The organism is Phyllobacterium calauticae (assembly GCF_019991125.1).
Classification (GTDB): Bacteria; Pseudomonadota; Alphaproteobacteria; order Rhizobiales; family Rhizobiaceae; genus Phyllobacterium; species Phyllobacterium calauticae.
Genome location: NZ_JAGENB010000002.1, coordinates 202,248 through 220,296 on the forward strand (window position 1 = coordinate 202,248; position 18,049 = coordinate 220,296).

At 62.3% G+C, this 18,049-nt stretch carries 17 protein-coding genes; 6 read left to right on the top strand and 11 right to left on the bottom strand.

The genetic code is table 11. The annotated features are described in order from the left end of the window. The first annotated feature begins 129 nt into the window (after positions 1 to 129). On the top strand, positions 130 to 828 hold the full coding sequence (locus J1W56_RS06970; RefSeq protein WP_223613453.1) for an HAD family hydrolase: 699 nt from the start codon (positions 130 to 132) through the stop codon (positions 826 to 828). On the opposite strand, the gene J1W56_RS06975 is transcribed toward J1W56_RS06970, so the two are convergent. Further along, positions 829 to 2,346 (bottom strand): ATP-binding protein, encoded by a 1,518-nt coding sequence (locus tag J1W56_RS06975; protein WP_223612598.1) that lies wholly within the window; start codon positions 2,344 to 2,346, stop codon positions 829 to 831. A gap of 72 nt (positions 2,347 to 2,418) precedes the next feature. Beyond that, a complete protein-coding gene (locus tag J1W56_RS06980; protein WP_223612599.1) occupies positions 2,419 to 3,483 on the bottom strand; it encodes a Rossmann-fold NAD(P)-binding domain-containing protein in 1,065 nt (354 codons plus the stop codon). A gap of 107 nt (positions 3,484 to 3,590) precedes the next feature. Here J1W56_RS06980 and J1W56_RS06985 point away from each other — a divergent pair, with 107 nt between their 5' ends. Continuing rightward, entirely contained in the window at positions 3,591 to 4,178 is a 588-nt protein-coding gene (locus J1W56_RS06985) for a TetR/AcrR family transcriptional regulator (RefSeq protein WP_223612600.1), read from the top strand. Between the two features lie 29 nt (positions 4,179 to 4,207). Here the strand turns inward: J1W56_RS06985 and J1W56_RS06990 are convergent, their stop codons facing one another. Beyond that, on the bottom strand, positions 4,208 to 5,098 hold the full coding sequence (locus J1W56_RS06990; RefSeq protein ID WP_223612601.1) for an alpha/beta fold hydrolase: 891 nt from the start codon (positions 5,096 to 5,098) through the stop codon (positions 4,208 to 4,210). A 121-nt stretch (positions 5,099 to 5,219) separates the two neighbouring features. On the opposite strand from J1W56_RS06990, the gene J1W56_RS06995 reads away from it, so the two are divergent. After that, positions 5,220 to 5,777 carry a CGNR zinc finger domain-containing protein gene (locus J1W56_RS06995; RefSeq protein WP_223612602.1) on the top strand — a complete coding sequence of 186 codons (558 nt, stop codon included), beginning with the start codon at positions 5,220 to 5,222 and terminating at the stop codon, positions 5,775 to 5,777. Positions 5,778 to 5,810: 33 nt separating this feature from the next. Here J1W56_RS06995 and J1W56_RS07000 read toward each other — a convergent pair whose 3' ends face one another. Then, positions 5,811 to 7,115 carry an MFS transporter gene (locus J1W56_RS07000; protein WP_223612603.1) on the bottom strand — a complete coding sequence of 435 codons (1,305 nt, stop codon included), beginning with the start codon at positions 7,113 to 7,115 and terminating at the stop codon, positions 5,811 to 5,813. Between the two features lie 109 nt (positions 7,116 to 7,224). Between J1W56_RS07000 and J1W56_RS07005 the strand changes: the two genes are divergently transcribed. Continuing rightward, positions 7,225 to 7,803, top strand: a complete 579-nt coding sequence (locus J1W56_RS07005) for a TetR/AcrR family transcriptional regulator (protein WP_223612604.1) — start codon at positions 7,225 to 7,227, stop codon at positions 7,801 to 7,803. A 91-nt stretch (positions 7,804 to 7,894) separates the two neighbouring features. Here J1W56_RS07005 and uvrB read toward each other — a convergent pair whose 3' ends face one another. The 4 genes from uvrB to J1W56_RS07025 form a co-directional block, all read right to left on the bottom strand. Next, positions 7,895 to 10,654, bottom strand: a complete 2,760-nt coding sequence (gene uvrB, locus J1W56_RS07010) for an excinuclease ABC subunit UvrB (protein WP_223612605.1) — start codon at positions 10,652 to 10,654, stop codon at positions 7,895 to 7,897. A gap of 124 nt (positions 10,655 to 10,778) precedes the next feature. Next, on the bottom strand, positions 10,779 to 11,036 hold the full coding sequence (locus J1W56_RS07015; protein WP_223612606.1) for a SemiSWEET family sugar transporter: 258 nt from the start codon (positions 11,034 to 11,036) through the stop codon (positions 10,779 to 10,781). Between the two features lie 138 nt (positions 11,037 to 11,174). Continuing rightward, complete coding sequence (locus tag J1W56_RS07020; RefSeq protein WP_223612607.1) at positions 11,175 to 12,344, bottom strand: alpha/beta hydrolase; 1,170 nt, start codon at positions 12,342 to 12,344, stop codon at positions 11,175 to 11,177. Between the two features lie 140 nt (positions 12,345 to 12,484). Next, the gene (locus J1W56_RS07025) at positions 12,485 to 13,681 is read right to left on the bottom strand and encodes a mandelate racemase/muconate lactonizing enzyme family protein (protein ID WP_223612608.1); all 1,197 of its coding nucleotides are present in this window, start codon (positions 13,679 to 13,681) and stop codon (positions 12,485 to 12,487) included. A gap of 226 nt (positions 13,682 to 13,907) precedes the next feature. Between J1W56_RS07025 and J1W56_RS07030 the strand changes: the two genes are divergently transcribed. Beyond that, positions 13,908 to 14,252, top strand: coding sequence for an acyl-CoA thioesterase (locus J1W56_RS07030; protein WP_223613454.1), 345 nt, complete (start codon positions 13,908 to 13,910; stop codon positions 14,250 to 14,252). Here the strand turns inward: J1W56_RS07030 and J1W56_RS07035 are convergent. Further along, on the bottom strand, positions 14,249 to 14,665 hold the full coding sequence (locus J1W56_RS07035; protein WP_223612609.1) for a VOC family protein: 417 nt from the start codon (positions 14,663 to 14,665) through the stop codon (positions 14,249 to 14,251). The two genes, J1W56_RS07030 and J1W56_RS07035, sit on opposite strands and share 4 nt — an antisense overlap. 198 nt (positions 14,666 to 14,863) lie before the next feature. Between J1W56_RS07035 and J1W56_RS07040 the strand changes: the two genes are divergently transcribed. Continuing rightward, positions 14,864 to 16,048, top strand: a complete 1,185-nt coding sequence (locus J1W56_RS07040) for a low temperature requirement protein A (protein ID WP_223612610.1) — start codon at positions 14,864 to 14,866, stop codon at positions 16,046 to 16,048. Positions 16,049 to 16,054: 6 nt separating this feature from the next. On the opposite strand, the gene J1W56_RS07045 is transcribed toward J1W56_RS07040, so the two are convergent. Beyond that, positions 16,055 to 17,032 carry an extensin-like domain-containing protein gene (locus J1W56_RS07045; RefSeq protein WP_223612611.1) on the bottom strand — a complete coding sequence of 326 codons (978 nt, stop codon included), beginning with the start codon at positions 17,030 to 17,032 and terminating at the stop codon, positions 16,055 to 16,057. 120 nt (positions 17,033 to 17,152) lie between these two features. After that, on the bottom strand, positions 17,153 to 18,040 hold the full coding sequence (locus J1W56_RS07050; RefSeq protein WP_223612612.1) for a DMT family transporter: 888 nt from the start codon (positions 18,038 to 18,040) through the stop codon (positions 17,153 to 17,155). Between the last annotated feature and the right edge of the window lie 9 nt (positions 18,041 to 18,049).

An 18,049-nucleotide genomic window follows, 5' to 3' on the forward strand; every position in this document is an offset into this window, starting at 1 on the left:
CAGTCCGCCGCAGGTGGGGTTTGATTTGTGGCGAAACAAGGCAATGTCATGCCCGGGCTGGTGGATTTTGCCGGTGGCAAGCGCTACACAGCTGGGATCACCATTTCGGCAACGCATGAGAGTTCGAGAATGTCCTCCCTCACCACCATCGGTTTTGACGCAGACGATACGCTCTGGGAAAACGAACAGTTCTTCCGGCTGTCGGAAAAGCATTTCGAGACGCTGCTTGCTCCCCACACGGATGTGCCCGACCTGTCGGACCGGCTTCTGGAGGTGGAGCGGCGCAATCTCGATCTCTATGGCTTCGGCATCAAGGGTTTCACCCTGTCGCTGGTCGAGACGGCGCTGGAGGTGACGGATGGCAAGATACCGTCATCGGTTCTCGGCGAAATCCTGGCGGCGGGGCGGGACATGCTGCGTCATCCCATCGAAACCCTGCCGCATGTGCAGGATACGCTGGAACAGCTGGCCGGGCGCTACCGGCTGGTCCTGATCACCAAGGGTGATCTCTTCGATCAGGAGCGCAAGCTGGCGCAATCGGGCCTTGGCGATTTTTTCGATGCGGTTGAGATCGTCAGCAGCAAGGACCGGGCCACCTATGAGCGGATTTTCAGCCGCCATGGCGATGGCCCGGAGCACAGCATGATGATCGGCAATTCGCTGAAATCGGATGTGGTTCCGGCCATTCAGGCCGGCGGCTGGGGCATCTATGTCCCGCATGCGCTCACCTGGGTGCTCGAACATGTGGATGCGCCGGTGGCGGAGCCACGCTTCCGCCAGATCGACCATCTCGGCGATCTGGCTTCTTTGCTTGCCGATATCGGCTGATCATTCGGCGGCGTGCTGTTCCTGCGCGCCGTCATCGGGACCGTTGGGATCGCCCGCCATTGTCTCGCAGCCGAGATCGGGGAAGGCGACGACGCGGTTTCCGGCAAAATCGGTGCGGACCACCACCAGTCCCTGTTCCTCGAAATAGGTCAGGAGCCGCCGGGCGCGCCGGGCGGAATGGGTGCCATAGGCGCGGGCGAGCGTTGCATCGGACGGGCAGGGATTGCCGGTGACCGCCGCCTGCGCGACAATGAAGAACACACCCTGCACATCATCGGGCAGGCTCTTGGACAGTTCCAGCGCCTGCTGCCACGGCTCGCTCTGTGCGGTTTCACCGTCGATACCCGCGCGGGCGACAGCCAGCTTGCGGCGGAAGGCAGGCAGCGACAGCGCGTCGCCGGGGACGCGGCGGATGCGGCAGCGCACCAGAAAATCCTGATAGAGCACCGCGTCGGTGCGGAAACCGGCATCCGGGTCGCCCAGCATTTCCTGCATGACCGCATCGATCAGCGCGCTGCGTTCGGCTTCGTCGATTTCCGGGAACAGCGTCAGGGCGGGTGCTTCCGCCTCGGCCATTGCCTTGGCTTGGGTCAACTGCGCCAAGATGTCGGCCGTTGGGGTGGGTGGCGGCGGCGTGGGCGCGCGCCGCACGATCGGGCGCCGCTCTTCAGGCGCCGGCGTGAAGATCAGGTCATGCGCGTCGTCGGCCTGCTGCGGCAGCGGCGTCAGCTTCGGGCTGGACGAGCGGGCGGAGGTTTCGACCGGGCCGATGGTGACGGGCAGCGGGCGACGCGACAGCGCGGGCCCCAGGGCGACAAAGTGACCCCGCGCCAGATCGCGGAACTGTTCGGCCTGCCGCCGCTCCATGCCGAGCAGGTCGGATGCGCGGGCCATGTCGATATCGAGGAAGGTGCGGCCCATCAGGAAGTTGGAGGCTTCGGCGGCAACGTTCTTGGCCAGCTTGGCCAGCCGCTGCGTGGCGATAACCCCGGCAAGTCCGCGCTTGCGGCCGCGGCACATCAGATTGGTCATGGCCCCGAGCGACAGCTTGCGCGCCTCGTCGGAGACTTCGCCGGCAACCGCCGGAGCAAACAGCTGCGCCTCGTCAACCACGACAAGCATGGGATACCAGTAGTCGCGCTCCGCATCGAACAGGCCACCGAGAAAGGCTGCGGCGCAGCGCATCTGTTGTTCGACATCGAGGCCTTCGAGATCGAGCACCACGGACACCCGGTGCTGGCGGATGCGCGCGGCAATGCGGGTCAGTTCATTCTCGGTGCGGGCGCCGTCGACGACCACGTGGCCGTATTTGTCGGCAAGCGTGACAAAGTCGCCTTCCGGATCGATGACGCATTGCTGCACCCACTGGGCGCTCTGTTCGAGCAGGCGGCGCAGCAGATGGGATTTGCCCGAGCCGGAATTGCCCTGCACCAGCAGGCGCGTGGCCAGAAGCTCTTCCAGGTCGAGCATGGCTTTTGCGCCTGCGGGCGCCGCTCCCATGTCGATGTCGACCTTCATTGCTTCTCCAGACCGGTGGTGATTCCGCGCACGGTCAAACGCGCGCGGACCTCCTTAGCATTCCTTTTCCGCTCATGCGCGAGCGATATGCCGCTTCTCCCCGGAAACCCACAGATGGTTTTCCGCATCGGTGCGGCGGAACACCGCGCCGAACTCCTGCATCCGCGCCACCACATAATCCGGCTCTATCAGCCCGTCGGGGAAATACAGCCCTGGCGCCACCTTTTCCCCACCGGAAAGGCCAAGCAGGCGCTCGACTGCCAATGCCACATTGAGGGCGGTGAGGGGCGCTTGGCCCTGCGGATGGACGATATCGAGGCGGGCTGTTGCCTGCTCGCCGGTGTTCAATTCGCCACTGATTTCAAGGACGATCTCGGTGGAAAAGGGCTCGCCCCGGCGCCGGCTGGCCGATTCGCCATACGCCATGTCGAAGCGGATGGAGTGCGCGCCGGTGGCAACGCCAAGGCTGAGGACGTCGAAGGGGGAATAGGCGCTGGCTTCGATCTGCTTTCCATCAATATCCGTGAAACTGCGTTTGGCTTCCGCGCCCGTGACCCAGCGCCATTTGCCGTTCTTGAGCGCCAGTGGATTGGGAGCGGACTGTGTCAGCCGTTCGAAATCGGCAAAGGCGGCCGGCCCGCCCATGTCCTGCTCGTCCAGCACCACCGCAATGGTGATTTCGTCTATCCGGCGGAAGTCTCGGGCGGCCTGAAGCACGGGGAAGGTGGCCGACCCTGCCAGCCATGTACTGGCCATAAGAATCGCCGAACTGTTGGGTTTATGGATGTAGTGCGCCATCTCGGGACCGACTTCGAACACCCCGCTCGAGACGCTGAGATAGGGCAGTCGGTGCGCCTGCGCGAATTTCAGGCTGTTGAGCGTCTCGTCTTTCACGAACAGCACGACGGCGCTGAAGGCCTTGCCGGCGGGCTGGCCGAGATCGGCCCGGTCAAGATCAATGGAAACCGCTTCGGCACTGCCGAGAGTGTCGGCGACGGATTTTGCTTTGGTCAGATCGCGTCCGCCAATGGCGATGGGCAGATCCGGGTGGAGCTTGCGCAGGGTTTGTGCCGCTTGCGAACCGACGATGCCGGATCCGCCGATGATGAGGACAGGGGCTGCAATGGTCGTGGACATGGGAATTCCCTTTATGTTACTATAAGTAAGTTACCTTTAGTAATATGTGGGCGTGCGATTGCAAGTCAAGGGGCGGGATTGCTATTCTGGTGAAAAAGGGAATCCGCATGAGCAAGACCGCAGCCGCCAAGAAAATGCCGAAAGCCCAGCGGCGGGAGCAGCTCATGGAAACGGCGCTGGGGATCGTTCGCACACAGGGAACCGATGCGCTGACCCTCGGCTATCTGGCGGAGCGCGCGGGGGTGAGCAAGCCGATTGCCTATGAGCATTTCGGCACGCGCTCCGGCCTGCTGATCGCGCTGTATCAGCAATTGGATCAGCAGCAGGTCGATGATTTGCTGGCGGCGCTGGAACAGGCACCGAAGCAGCTGGCGAGCGTCGCCCGGCTGATGAGCGAGGCCTATATGGCCTGCTACCGCTCCATAGGCCCGGAATGGCACGCCATCTCCGCCGCGCTCAAGGGCGATGAGGAGATGGAAACATTTCAGAAAGCGCTGATCGACGGCTATGCCGATCTCTACCGCACCGCGCTGGCACCCTATTCGGCGCTTTCTGCCGGTGATCTGCGCCTGCGCTGCGTCGGTATCATCGGTGCAGCCGAGGCCATTTCCCGGGAAATGACCTGCGGCTGCGTCGATGAGGCCACCGCATCCGCCGCCCTGGGATCGCTGATCCTGCAATGGGTGGCCAACTGATACCGAACCACGCACCACTTTTTCTGCGATCAGGCGCTCACTGTCCGCCCAAGAAACTCCCGCATCAGCACGGCGACTTCTTCGGCATGGTCTTCCAGAAGAAAATGCCCGCCGTCGAAAATATGCAGCTCAGCATTGGGCAGTTGTCCGGCATAGGCCCTGGCCCCGGCAAGCGCGAAGAACGGATCATGCTTGCCCCAGGTGATCAGCATGGGCGGCTGATGTTCGCGGAAATAAGCCTGGAAATGCGGGTACTGCTTGAGGTTTGACTGGTAATCATGGAGCAGGTCGAGCTGGGCCTCGGCAATGCCGGGACGGTCAAGGCCGTTCTGCGCGTGGGTCCAGGCATCGGGGCTGATGCGGGCAGGATCTTTCGCACCGAACAGGTATTGGCCCCTTGTGTCCTCGATCGAGAGGTGGCGGCGCATGGCGGCCTCCGTCTCCGCATTGCGGTCGGCCCACAGGCGGCGCGCGGCGGCAAAGCCGTCCGACAGGCCTTCTTCATGCGCCACGGCGTTCTGCACGACAATCGCCGTCACCCGTTCGGGATGGCGGGAGGCGAGGCGGAAACCGACGGGGCCGCCGAAATCCTGCGCGTAAAGGGCGTAGCGCTTGAGGCCAAGCTTGCGGGTGAATGCGTCGATGATGTCGGCGAGATGGTCGAACGTATAGCGGAACGCCGTGTGGGACGGGGCGTCGCTGTAGCCCGAGCCGGGATAATCCGGCGCGACAACGTGGTAGCGGTCGGCCAGCAACGGAATGAGGTCGCGGAACATATGCGACGAGGTGGGAAAGCCGTGCAGCAGGAGCAGCGTCGGCGCGTCCTTCGGCCCTGCTTCGCGGTAGAAAATCTTGAGACCGTCGATCTCTTCGGTCTGGTAGCTGATCACCGGGCGTGCGTGTTCGTTCGATTGTGACATCGTTCCTGCTCCTGTTGGATGGATGGTTTCACCGTCTAAATTACATTTTGATGGTTACTCAAATGGAGTAACTTGTCAAATTGAATTTTGATAGTTACTTCTAGGAGCGAAAGGACATGCGATGCCATTCATTTTTCTGGGCAATGCCCTCTGGCTGGATTTCGTCAACACGCAGATCATCGATGGCGCGCTCATCGATCTCATCGGCAATGACGGTGCGTTTCTGCAGTGGGCGAAGACGGCCGATCTTCAGGCTGACGAGGATGATGCGGCCACGTTCGACGCGGCCCTGACCGAGGCGCAGGCGTTCCGTGCGCACTTGCGCGCGGCGGCGGACAGTCTCGCGGCCGGTACGGCGCTCAATCCTGTCTTTGTCGCCGATATCAACCGGCGCATGGCGGAGCATCCGGTTGCGACGGTTCTGGAGGATTCAGGGCGCGGATGGGCGACCAGCGCAAAGCCTGTCACCAGCGGGCCGCAAAGCGTATTGGCTGCAATCGCCACTGACTTTGCCCGGTTTGTTTCCACCGAAGCGACGAATGTCCGCCACTGCAGCAATGAGCGCTGCTGCATCGTGTTCTACGACACCAGCAAGAATCACACGCGCCGCTGGTGCAGCATGGAAACGTGCGGCAACCGGGCCAAAGCCGCCGGTCGCCGCGCGCGCGTTGTACAGTAGTCTCTACTGCTCGAGGCGCAGAAGCCTTGCGGCTTAATGCGCGATGGCGGGTTCGCCGACGCGGTCGTCCTTGCTGCTCTTGCGGATGGTCAGCGCCAGCAGCGCGGCGATCAGGCACAGGATACCGGCGGTGAAGAAGGCGGGGAGGTAGCTCGCATATTCCGTACGGGCAAAACCGCCGCCATAGGCTGCCGATGCGGCGCCGAGCTGATGACCGGCAAAGACCCAGCCGAACACCATGCCGGCCTTCTCCCGGCCGAAACGGTCCGTTGCCAGCTTGACCGTCGGCGGCACGGTGGCGATCCAGTCGAGACCGTAGAACATGGCGAACAGCGACAGGCCATAGATCGAAAAATTGCTGTAGGGCAGGAACAGCAGCGAGGCGCCGCGCAGGCCATAGTACCAGAACAGCAGCCAGCGGTTGTCGACCCGGTCGGACAACCAGCCGGAGCCGATCGTGCCGAAGAAATCGAAGAAACCCATCATGGCCAGCACGCTGGCGGCGGTGACGGCCGCAAGCCCGTAATCACCGCAGAGCGCGACGAAGTGGGTCTGGATGAGGCCGTTGGTGCTGGCGCCGCAGATGTAGAAGGTAGCAAACAGCACCCAGAACGTGCTGGTGCGCGATATTTCCTTGAGAGTGGCCAGCGGCAGGATGATGAGCGACAGCAAGCCGCCGTTAATCGGTGCGGTCTTGGCCACGTCCTTCTCGCCATAGGCGGGCAGGCCGACATCGGACGGGCGGTCCCGCATCAGCAGGAAGACGGCGGCCGCTGCGACGGCGAGCAGGGCGCAGACCATCATGGTCGCCGCGCGCCAGCCGTAGTTTTCACTGATGGAGGCCATGAGTGGCATGAAAGCGAGCTGCCCTGTGGCCGAGCTTGCCGTGAGCATGCCCAGCACCAGCCCGCGCCGGTCGGTGAACCAGCGGGTGGCAACTGTCGCACCGAGCACCATGGCGGTCAGGCCGGTGCCGAAGCCGATCACCACGCCCCACAGCAGGATGAGCTGCCAGATCTGCGTCATGCCGAGGGACAGGAAGGAGCCGCCGGCGATCAGCGCAAGCGCCACGCACACGACCTTCCGCACGCCGAAATAGTTCATGAATGCCGCGGCGAACGGGCCCATCAGCCCGAACAGCAGAAGCCGGATGGAAAAGGCGGTGGCAATCTGTTCCGTCGTCCAGCCGAATTCCTTTTCCAGCGGCACGATGAGCACGCCGGGAGCGCCGACGGCCGCTGCCGTCACAAGCATGGTGAGGAAGGTGACGGATACGACGACCCAGCCATAGTGGATATTGCGCCGGGCAAGCGCGGCAGCGAGAGGCGATGAAATCATGTTCGTGTTCCCTGGAGGGTAATCGGCTTTTAGATGACGATCATCATATTGACTATTGATGACGGTCATCATATAAATTGTCAATGCAGTTTTTTTGAAGGAATGTTTCATGCGCGTCAGCAGGGACCAGGCAGCACAGAACCGCGCCCGCATCATCGAGATCGCCGGACAGCAGTTCCGCGAAAAGGGTTTTGACGGCATCGGCGTTGCCGATGTGATGAAAAGCGCGGGGCTCACCCATGGCGGTTTCTATGGTCATTTCAATTCGAAGGATGACCTGATCGCCGAGGCCTGCGCGGCGGCCATGGCTTTGTCGGTCCGGCGGTGGACCAGCCTGTCCGAGGCCTCGCCCGACGATGCGCTCGGCGCGATCACCCAATCCTATCTGGCGGGTGACGCCCATGGCGAGGGGCAGATGAGCGGCTGCATGATGGCAGCATTGGCGCCGGATATCGCCCGTCGTGGCGGTCCTGTCCGTTCGCGTTTCACCGAGGGCACCAAGGCACTTCTCGATATTCTCGTCAACGCCGTGACCGGCCGCAGCAAAGCCCGGCAGCGCGAAAAGGCCATCGCCATCATGGCGGGGCTGGTGGGCACCGTGGTGCTGGCGCGCGCCGTGGATGATCCTGATTTTGCCCGGGAGATCAAGCGGGTGGGTGCGGCTGTGTTCGGCAAGGACGCGGAGTAGGGATGGGATTTACACCCCCCTCTGTCCTGCCGGACATCTCCCCACAAGGGGGGAGATGGGCGGCAGCCCAGAGGGGGGTGAGTATTCTGATCTACCGCCCCGGACGTCCCGTCTTGCCCGGGCGGCGCTTCTTGCGCGCATCGTTTGCGTCCTCATAGGAGCCGATGCCGCTGCGCTCGCGGCGAATGATGGTATCGTCGTTCCGGTTCGTGCCGCCGGGACCGGCCGGTTTTTCCGGCACGGCGCCGCGCACGGGCTTTTCGGTCCGGCCGACAGTCATCTCATCCAGCGTGTTCTTGCGGAACAGCGGCGAGTTCGGATGGCTGTTCTCGTCGGTGACCACGCGGTGCATGGCGCGGCCGGCATTGTGCCGGCCCTTGGTGCGGCCGCTGACCGGGCTTTCCAGTTCCACTTCGCGCGCCATCGGGTCGTCCGATATGGCCAGCTCCGTCTCGCGCAGCCGCTTGATCTCGTCGCGCAGCCGTGCTGCCACTTCGAAGTCGAGATCGTCGGCGGCATCGCGCATCTGCTTTTCCAGATGTTCGAGGTGCGATTTGAGATTGTTGCCCATCATCGCGCCGGATTCGGCAAAGCCGGAAATATCCGCCCGGACGTGATCGCGCTCGTAAACACTGTTGAGGATATCGCCGATGTTCTTCTTGATGCTGGCGGGCGTGATTCCGTTGGCCGTGTTGTAGGCTTCCTGCTTTTCGCGGCGGCGGCTGGTTTCCGCCATGGCCCGTTCCATCGAACCCGTCACGTGGTCGGCATAGAGGATGACCTTGCCGTCGACGTTGCGGGCGGCGCGGCCGATGGTCTGGATCAGCGATGTTTCCGAGCGCAGGAACCCTTCCTTGTCCGCATCGAGAATGGCGACGAACCCGCATTCGGGAATGTCCAGGCCCTCGCGCAGCAGGTTGATGCCGACGAGCACATCGAAGGCGCCGAGCCGCAGGTCACGCAGGATTTCGATGCGCTCGAGCGTGTCGATGTCCGAGTGCATGTAGCGCACGCGGATACCCTGCTCGTGCAGATATTCCGTCAGGTCTTCCGCCATGCGCTTGGTCAGGACGGTGACCAGCGTTCGATAGCCCTTTGCCGATGTCTCGCGGATTTCGCCGAGAACGTCGTCGACCTGCGATTTGGCCGGACGCACCTCGACCGGCGGATCGATCAGGCCGGTCGGCCGGATGACCTGCTCGGCGAACACGCCGCCGGCTTCTTCCATTTCCCAATTGCTCGGGGTCGCCGAAACCGCAACGGTTTGCGGGCGCATCGCGTCCCATTCCTCGAAACGCAGCGGACGGTTGTCCATGCACGAGGGCAGGCGGAAGCCGTACTCGGCCAGCGTTGCCTTGCGCCTGAAGTCGCCCTTGTACATCGCGCCGATCTGCGGAACGGTCACATGGCTTTCGTCGATGAAAACCAGCGCATTGTCGGGGATATATTCGAACAGCGTGGGTGGCGGCTCGCCCGGCTTGCGGCCGGTGAGATAACGCGAATAGTTCTCGATGCCGGCACAGGAGCCGGTGGCTTCAAGCATTTCCAGGTCGAAGGTGCAGCGCTGCTCCAGCCGCTGCGCTTCGAGCAGGCGTCCCGCCTGGTTGAGTTCCACCAGCCGGTGCTTCAGCTCTTCCTTGATCGACTTGATCGCCTGGTTCAGCGTCGGGCGCGGCGTCACATAGTGCGAGTTCGCGTAAATCTTCACCTGGCTGAGATCGCCGGTCTTCTGGCCCGTCAGCGGGTCGAATTCCGTGATCGTCTCGATCTCGTCGCCGAACATGGAAATGCGCCAGGCCCGGTCCTCAAGGTGGGCCGGGAACAGTTCGATCGTGTCGCCGCGCACCCGGAACGAGCCGCGGGTGAAATCCATCTCGCGCCGCTTGTACTGCTGCGCCACCAGATCGGCGAGCAGCGCCCGCTGGTCGAGCCGGTCGCCGATCTTCATCTCGAAGGTCATGGCCGTATAGGTCTCGACCGATCCGATACCATAGATACAGGAGACAGAGGCGACGATGATCACGTCATCGCGTTCCAACAGCGAACGGGTGGCCGAGTGGCGCATCCGGTCGATCTGCTCGTTGATCGACGATTCCTTCTCGATGAACGTATCGGAGCGCGGCACATAGGCTTCCGGCTGGTAGTAATCGTAATAGGAAACGAAATACTCGACCGCATTGTTGGGGAAGAAGGATTTGAACTCGCCGTAGAGCTGCGCCGCCAGCGTCTTGTTGGGCGCGAGGATCAGGGCCGGGCGCTGGGTCTCCTCGATGACCTTGGCCATGGTGAAGGTCTTGCCCGAACCGGTGACACCCAAAAGCACCTGCGTCTTGTCATCGTCGGCAATGCCGGAGACGAGATCGCGGATGGCCGTCGGCTGGTCGCCGGAGGGCTGGAAATCCGTTTCCATGCGGATGGCGATGCCGCCTTCGGATTTCGAAGGGCGGGCAGGGCGGTGCGGCTGCCAGGCCGTGCCGTTCTTGAACAGCGGATTGCCGCTTTCGATCAGGGCGGAGAGCGCGGCAACGGTGGCAGTAGCGCCGCCTGCGGGCAGGTTGGCGGTGTCTTCCAGCGCGATATCCAGGCCGGCGACCGGGTTCAGTCCGGCCGCGGCACGCGTCTTCGGATCGCTCGATCCGCCGATGGAGGTGCCGCGCGAGGTCCTGGAACTGCTGGTTGGCTTGGCCGCTGTCTTCTTCGGCTTCGTCACCTTGGGCTGCGGCTTGGCGGTTTCCTCGGAAATCTGCTTGGCCCAATCGCTGATCGAGCCGGAGAGCGGTGTGCCTTCCAGTTCCGATTGCGGCGCTTCGCCGAAACCATCCGCGTTATATTTGTCAGGAGATTTAACCATGGGTTGAATATGGTGGGAGTCCGGCAAAATGGAAAGAGCCAAGTCCGCAAAAGTCGCCGGAAGCGGCAGGCTCCTGACATAAGGTTGTCAGGAGGATTGTCAGGGTCCGTCCTGTTCCGGGGTATCAGCCGTAGCGCAGCTTGAGGCCGAGAATGGTCAGGATCAGCAGCAGCGTGGTGGCGTTTGCCGCGATGACCGGCCAGGAACTGATCATGATACCGTAGAACAGCCAGAGCAACACGCCAAGTGCCAGCGAAGCATTGCTGATGAGCGAAATGCTGCCGGTTTCCCGGTGCCGAACGATCTTGATGATCTGCGGAACCCAGCACAGGGTGGTGATCAAGGCAGCAAGACTGCCAACGAGCTCGATATGGAGAGGCACGGACCGATCTTTCAGAAAAGAGAGAATTGATATATGAGCGAATTCTTCAAAAAAATACAGCGGAATCATGACTTAACCAACAATCCGCGATAAAAATTTATGTCGCGGATTGTTGGTTTCGTGTCTCCCGCCACCGGCCTACTGAACGGCGCCGAGAAGCCGGGCGGGAAGATAGATCACAAGCGACGCTGCGCCTGTTATGACGGAGGTGCCATCGGCGAGAACGGACTGCCCGGCGGGTGTTTCGTCACCGGACAGCACTTTCTGCGACAATTGCCCGCTGCGCACCATGTTCATCAGCGTCGGCGAGCTTGCGAATACCCCATGCGACCCGCCGTCGAGGTCGGACGCATCGAGGACGACGATGCCGAGTTTCTGCAGCACGGCGATGCTGGAGCCGTCGCCGACGCGCGGGTGGCCGCCGGTAATCCGTCCTGATACGCTCAGGGCACTGTCGGCGCGGGAAACCAGCACCGTAAAGGGTTTTGGCAGTTCGCCGATATCCCGGACCTGTCCCTGGAACACGTCGATATCGATGTCCGGCGCCGCCAGCATGACGCCCGACAGGCGGCGGAACACGTCGCGATGGCCGGTCTGCGCCAGTTGGCTCAGGGCTTCCATGACCACAAACGAGCCCATGGAATGGCCGACCAGCAGGATTTTCGTTGCCTTGGTTGCCGCGGCCAGTTGCAGAAGTTCGGCAAGACCGTCGCGGCCATAGGTGGCGCTGTCGCGGTCATAGACGTAAAGGCCGAGTGAACCTGCCGACGGCCAGGAATAGTGGACGGAAACAGCGGGAAGGCCGTAATCATAGGCGAACTGCGCCTGCCGGAAGACGCTGTCGGCAAAATTGTTGTTGTAGCCGTGGACGAAAACAAACAGCTCGCGCTGGTTGGCGGGACGTTTCGCCAGTTCCGCGTTGATCCTCTCGACGAAGACCTGCTTGCTGCCATAGGGCTGGAACGCCGTTGCGGCAAAATCCCGGGCCGGATTGGGTTTGCTGCTGCTCTTTTCCACTTCGCCGCGCTTGTGGTTCGGCGGGATGCCGACATCGACGCGGGCAAAATTGAGGGTTGGCGACCGCTTGGCCGAATAGGGCAGGGAGAGATTGTCCGACCGCTCGCGGCTGGTCGCGACGAAGATCGGAATGACGGCCTTGGGTCCGGTCTTGTCGTTCAGCACCGGCGCGGGCACCGCCGCATTGGCCTTGATGACATGTTGGGACGTGAGACCCAGCACAGCACGACCACCGCACCCTGTCAGCACAAGCATCACGAGCAGAAAGGCCGACAAGCGGGATACGGTCATGAACACACTCCGGACAGCACTCCGGAAGTTAGAACCAGTATTTCGGCCGCACTGCAACTTAAAAGCACCGCCCGGCCGGCGGCAGGCACGCCGAACCGCCGCCGGCGTGACAATTTTTCAACAACCGGGTGCTGCTGCGGTCAGACGATCAGCGGGTCGCGGCCCATGTTCAGATGCAGTTCGTGGCCGTCATAGGCATGGGCTTCGGCCACCGCTTCGTCGAGTTCGACGCCGAGACCCGGCGCCGTCGGCGGGATGACATAGCCGTTTTCCCATTGAAGCGGCGTCTTGAGCAGCTTGGCATGGAACCCGCCAAAGGCCTGGATGCATTCGAGAATGAGGAAATTCGGGCTGCAGGTGGAAAGCTGGATATTGGCCGCGCCGACGATCGGTCCGCAATAGAGATGCGGGGCGATCTGCGCATGAAACGTTTCAGCCATGCCGGCGATCTTCTTGGCCTCCAGGATGCCGCCGACACGCCCCAGATCCATCTGCAGGATATTGGCGGCACGGTTCACCAGCACCCGCTGAAACTCATATTTCGTGGTGAGGCGTTCGCCCGTCGCCACGGGGATCGTGGTGTGCTGCTGCACATAGGCCATGTTCTCCGGCATATCTGGCGGGACCGGCTCTTCGAACCACAAGGGATCATAGGGCTCGAGCCGTCTGGCCAGCCGCACGGCGCTGGTGGGTGTCATCTGGCCATGGGTGCCGAACAGGATATCCGCCTTGGAGCCGACAGCCTCGCGCACAAGACGGACAAATTTTTCGCCGAGATCGAGTTCTTCGAGTGAAAGCTGGCGCGGGTCGAAGGAGGTGTAGGGCGCGACCGGATCGAATTTCACGGCGGTGTAGCCCTGCGCCACATATTCCGCGGCGCGCTCCGCCGAGGCTTCGGCATTCCAGTAGATCGCCGAGGTCTCGCCCAGTTCGGGTTTGGGATAGAGATAGGTATAGCTGCGCAGCCGCTCGTGCACCCGCCCGCCCAGCAATTCGTAGACGGGCTTGTCGGCTTCCTTGCCGATGATATCCCAGCAGGCCATCTCCAGCGCCGATACGGCACCCATGATGGTCACGTCAGGACGCTGGGTGAAGCCGCCGGAATAGGCGCGGCGGAAAAACCGCTCGATGTGGTGCGGGTCCTGGCCGATGAGCCAGCGCTCGGCGACGTCCTCGATCACGGTGCGCATGACCTGCGGGCTGACCGTCGAATTGTAGGCCTCGCCATAGCCGACGACACCGGAATCGGTGGTGAGCTTGACGAAGATGAACCACGTGCCTCCAAACGATGGCGGCGGGTTGCCGACGACGAAGGTTTTTACATCGGTGATTTTCATGGCCTGCTCCGGTGGTTCACTGTCCGCCCGACCCTAAGGGAGAGGGCGCGCATGTCAAAAACCGTGCAACGACCCCGCATGTCGGCTTTCTGACAGTTCTTGCACAGAAGGTCTTTCCATTGCCTCTATTGCACTGCATCATAAGCCCATATGCACATGCCTATGGAGACCGGACGTGAGTGAAGAAACCAAGCCGATCGGCGAACTGACCCTGCGCACGCTTGCCATGCCTGCGGATGCCAATGCCGCCGGCGATATTTTTGGCGGCTGGGTCATGGCACAGATGGACTTGTCCTGCGGTATCCGCGCGGCGGAACGGGCACGCGGCCGGGTGGTGACGGCGGCGGTGAAGGAAATGGCCTTCGCCAAGCCGGTCAAGATCGGCGATACGCTGTGCGTCTACACGCATATCGAGCATGTCGGGCGCACCTCCATCACGCTGAAGGTGGAAGCATGGGCACAACGCTACCTCTCTGACCTGATGGAGCGGGTCACCCATGCGGATTTCGTCATGGTGGCACTCGACACATCGGGCAAGCCGACGCCGGTGCCACCGGAGCCGAAAGGCTAACCGCCAATCATATATTTGTCCCAGAAACCGGCCTGCGGTTCGATCTGCTCGACAATGTCGATCCACAGGCCCGACGGATCGTGAAAACCGAAACGGCGCTGGCCGAACGGCTCGTCGGTCAACGGATATTCCACCTGCAATCCGCTTGCGGTGACCTTTTCAAAAGCCGCCGCCGCGTCATCCACCTGCAGCTCGAAACACATGCCCCAGCCGCCGAAGCTTTCCGGGCCGGGAGGCGCCGACGGGTGGTCCGGCGTCATGAAGGCGATGGAGGCCGTATGGTCTTCGCCCGCGAGCCAGCAGAACCATGTGCTGTCAAAACCGCTGGTGAAGCCAAGATGCCGTATCCAGAAATCGCGGCAAGCCTCTTTTTTCTCGGTGACGATGATCGGATAGCGGTCCGTGAAGCGCATGGTAAGCCTTTCCCAAGGGTGGTGATTTGCGGCATTAGAGGCAGTCGGCATGGCGATGACAAGGGCGTTTTGTCAGTAGTCTTCACACGCCCGCTTGCGGGATACATGCACCATCCTGTGGTTAAGATCGCAAAAGGCTTGGATTGGCGGCATTAATCAGGCAGCTTTTTTTCAGGGTCTGATGTTGGAGGGCGATGCATGGCACTGTCTGGGGCAATCCGGAATTACGCGCGTATACGGGGCGGGAGCGACAGCGCGAAAGTCGATTTCGTCGAATTGTTCTTCGATCTCGTCTTCGTCTTTGCCGTCACCCAGATTTCGCACTTCCTGCTGCATGACCTCAGCCTCAAGGGGCTTGGCGAAAGCGCGCTGCTGCTCGCGGCGGTCTGGTGGGTGTGGGTCTACACGGCGTGGGTGACCAACTGGCTCGATCCGACGACGCCGCCGGTCCGGGTGATGCTGTTCGTGCTGATGCTGGCGGGGCTGGTGCTGTCAACGTCCATACCCACGGCCTTCGCCGGCCGCGGGCTGGTTTTTGCCCTGGCTTTTGTCACCATGCAGCTGGGCCGCTCGCTCTTCGTCATGTGGGCGATGCGCCACCACAACCGCTCCAACTACCTGAACTTCGTGCGCATCTCGGTCTGGCTTGGCGTTTCCGCCGTGTTCTGGATCAGCGGCGGGCTGGCCGATCCGGAAAACCGGGTGTTTTTCTGGCTGGTTGCGCTGCTGATCGAGCTGGCGGGTCCGGCGCTGGGCTTCCGCACCCCCGGCCTTGGCGCATCGACGACGGCGGACTGGGACGTGGACGGCGACCACATGGCCGAGCGCGCCGCGCTGTTCATCATTATTGCGCTCGGCGAATCCATCCTTGTATCCGGCGCGACATTCGCCGAGCAGGAATGGACCTTCATTGCGTTCTCGGCCTTCCTGACGACCTTCGTGGCTTCGGTGGCCATGTGGCTGATCTATTTCAATGTCGGGCAGCTGCGCGCGCACCACAAGATCGCATCGACCGATGATCCCGGCCGCATCGCCCGCGTCGCCTATACCTATATCCATGTGCTGCTGGTGGCCGGCATCATCGTGGTGGCCGTTTCCGATGAACTGGTGCTGGCGCATCCGCTCGGCCATTCCGCGCCCTCGGTTTTCTGGACATCCATTGGCGGAACGGCGCTCTATCTCATCGGCAACCTGCTGTTCAAGGGCTATGTGGAGGGCAGGCCACCGCTTTCGCATATGGCGGGACTGGTCCTGTGCGCCGTTCTGCCCTTTGCGGGCGGTGCGCTCTCGCCGCTCGTGCTCGGTGCTGCAACCAGCCTGATCCTGATCGTGGTGACGATCTGGGAATATGTCGGCCGGATTAAGGAACCCGGCCACCATTAGGGCGCGCTAGCGGCAGGCGCGATGGCCGTTGCGCCGCTGCATCAGGTCGAAGTGGAAATGGTCGCGGTGGAAAATATCGTAACCGGGGCCGAGCACCGTGGTGAAGTAGTCGCAGGCATCGGAGCGGACATTGTTGAGCAGGCCGCGCTGCCGGAAAGCGAAGAACCCCGGCTTCTGCACCTTGATATCGGTGCCGTTGTTCAGGGTGATCTTGGCGATATCCAGCGCATTGCCCTTGGAATGTTCGGACATGTTGGCGCCCGGCCGGTTGCTCATGGTGCGGCAGGAATAGCTCGAGGCCTGATGAATGGTGTTGACGCCGGAGAGATAGCGCAACCGCGTCGACGGCTGCAGGTCGCCCTTGACCCAGCGGGCAAAGGCCAGGGTCATCTGGCAGTTCAGCGTGGCACTCGGCTTCAGCCGGATCTGGCCGCTGGCGAAGCCGCTGACCGTCAGCGGGTTGTCGATACGGCACACGCCGCCATCATTGATCGGCGCGTGCTCCTGGAAGACGACGCCAAGCTGCTTGAGCTGGGTCCGGCAGGCGATTTCGCCCGCCGGCACGGCATAGCGGCTCTCGTTGCGCGCCATGGGATCGCGCAGATTGCCACCGGCGTAGCCGTAATTCTGTTCGCGGCTGGTCAGCGCGTGGTTTTCTTCCGTCATCACGGGTTGCGCCGCCGCCAGGTTCTGTTCCTGTGCCACCGGCTGGTCCGCTTCATTGTTGGCAATGCGGTTTTCTTCACCGGCCAGGGAATTGTCAGCCATTGAATTGTCGGGGGCAGCGGTGTCGGGCGTCATGTCCGCGGCGGGAGCCACCGCTATATAGTCGCCTGATTCTGCAGGGCTTGCGCCATGGCCGACATTGGCCTGCGGGCGACGCACATCGCCCATGCCGCAGGCGCTGAGCGCGGTTGCCGTGCACAGGACAAAGACGGTCGTAAGGCGCCGCAAGGGCACGGCGGACGACAACGCAAAACTCATGTCACCACATCCTTTTCGCCTGAAACCAAGCGCAGACGCGGATAAAATAAGACCAAAGTGTAAAGGAAAGGTCAGCGGCGGCGGTAATGCCTGTGTCGGCAACAAGGCAGGGATTGCACCCTAGGCGGCATCCGTCCGGTTGCGCAGGGCCGGGACGATTTCAACCGTGATCATGGCGATGAAGATCAGCGCACAGCCGATCATGCCGTGGACCGTCATGCGCTCGCCGAGGAGGATGGCGCCGAAGAGCGCCGCGAACAGGGCTTCGGAGGAAAGCATGATGGCCGCCTGCGGCGCGCTGGTATAGCGCTGGCCGACTGCCTGCAGGGTGAAGGCAATGCCGCAGGAGAACACGCCGCCGAAGAGGATCGCCGGCCAGGACAGCATGACCGATGGCCAGTTGAACGGTTCCATGAATGCCGCAAGGGTAAAGCCGAACACGGCGCAGGTCAGGAACTGCACGAAGGAAAGCATGAACGGCCGGCCGTTTTCGTGCGCGAGACGGTTGATGAAGATGATCTGCAGCGCCCAGAAGACGGCGCACAGGATGGTCAGCCAGTCGCCGGTCGTCAGATTGTTGAGCTGTCCGCCCGACAGGAGATAGATGCCGCCCAGCGCCGTCAGCGCACAGGGCCAGACGATCGGGCTCGGCCAGCTCCAGAACAGCATGACGCCGAGGATCGGCACCATCACCACATAGAGGCCGGTGAGAAAGCCGGAATTGGTGACCGTTGTCGTGGCAAGGCCCATCTGCTGCAGAACCGAGCCGATGGACAGGAACAGGCCGATGAAGATGAAGCTGCCGTAATCCCGGCGGGTGAGGCGGTGTTTCGCCAGCCGTGCTTCGCGCCATGCCAGCGGCGCAACGGTCAGGCTTGCCAGGGCAAAGCGCAGTCCGATGAACAGGAAGGCGCCGACATTGCCGACTGCACTCGCCTGTGCAACAAAACCGAGGCCCCAGATGGCGCCTGCGACAAGCAGCAACAGATTGGCACGGCCTTGCGTCATGATGAATCC

Bases quoted from the DNA above. Each gene is read 5' to 3' on its own strand.
- J1W56_RS06970 (WP_223613453.1), top strand. From the start codon at position 130: ATGTCCTCCCTCACCACCATCGGTTTTGACGCAGACGATACGCTCTGG.
- J1W56_RS06975 (WP_223612598.1), bottom strand. From the start codon at position 2,346: ATGAAGGTCGACATCGACATGGGAGCGGCGCCCGCAGGCGCAAAAGCC.
- J1W56_RS06980 (WP_223612599.1), bottom strand. From the start codon at position 3,483: ATGTCCACGACCATTGCAGCCCCTGTCCTCATCATCGGCGGATCCGGC.
- J1W56_RS06985 (WP_223612600.1), top strand. From the start codon at position 3,591: ATGAGCAAGACCGCAGCCGCCAAGAAAATGCCGAAAGCCCAGCGGCGG.
- J1W56_RS06990 (WP_223612601.1), bottom strand. From the start codon at position 5,098: ATGTCACAATCGAACGAACACGCACGCCCGGTGATCAGCTACCAGACC.
- J1W56_RS06995 (WP_223612602.1), top strand. From the start codon at position 5,220: ATGCCATTCATTTTTCTGGGCAATGCCCTCTGGCTGGATTTCGTCAAC.
- J1W56_RS07000 (WP_223612603.1), bottom strand. From the start codon at position 7,115: ATGATTTCATCGCCTCTCGCTGCCGCGCTTGCCCGGCGCAATATCCAC.
- J1W56_RS07005 (WP_223612604.1), top strand. From the start codon at position 7,225: ATGCGCGTCAGCAGGGACCAGGCAGCACAGAACCGCGCCCGCATCATC.
- uvrB (WP_223612605.1), bottom strand. From the start codon at position 10,654: ATGGTTAAATCTCCTGACAAATATAACGCGGATGGTTTCGGCGAAGCG.
- J1W56_RS07020 (WP_223612607.1), bottom strand. From the start codon at position 12,344: ATGACCGTATCCCGCTTGTCGGCCTTTCTGCTCGTGATGCTTGTGCTG.
- J1W56_RS07025 (WP_223612608.1), bottom strand. From the start codon at position 13,681: ATGAAAATCACCGATGTAAAAACCTTCGTCGTCGGCAACCCGCCGCCA.
- J1W56_RS07030 (WP_223613454.1), top strand. From the start codon at position 13,908: ATGCCTGCGGATGCCAATGCCGCCGGCGATATTTTTGGCGGCTGGGTC.
- J1W56_RS07035 (WP_223612609.1), bottom strand. From the start codon at position 14,665: ATGCGCTTCACGGACCGCTATCCGATCATCGTCACCGAGAAAAAAGAG.
- J1W56_RS07040 (WP_223612610.1), top strand. From the start codon at position 14,864: ATGGCACTGTCTGGGGCAATCCGGAATTACGCGCGTATACGGGGCGGG.
- J1W56_RS07045 (WP_223612611.1), bottom strand. From the start codon at position 17,032: ATGAGTTTTGCGTTGTCGTCCGCCGTGCCCTTGCGGCGCCTTACGACC.
- J1W56_RS07050 (WP_223612612.1), bottom strand. From the start codon at position 18,040: ATGACGCAAGGCCGTGCCAATCTGTTGCTGCTTGTCGCAGGCGCCATC.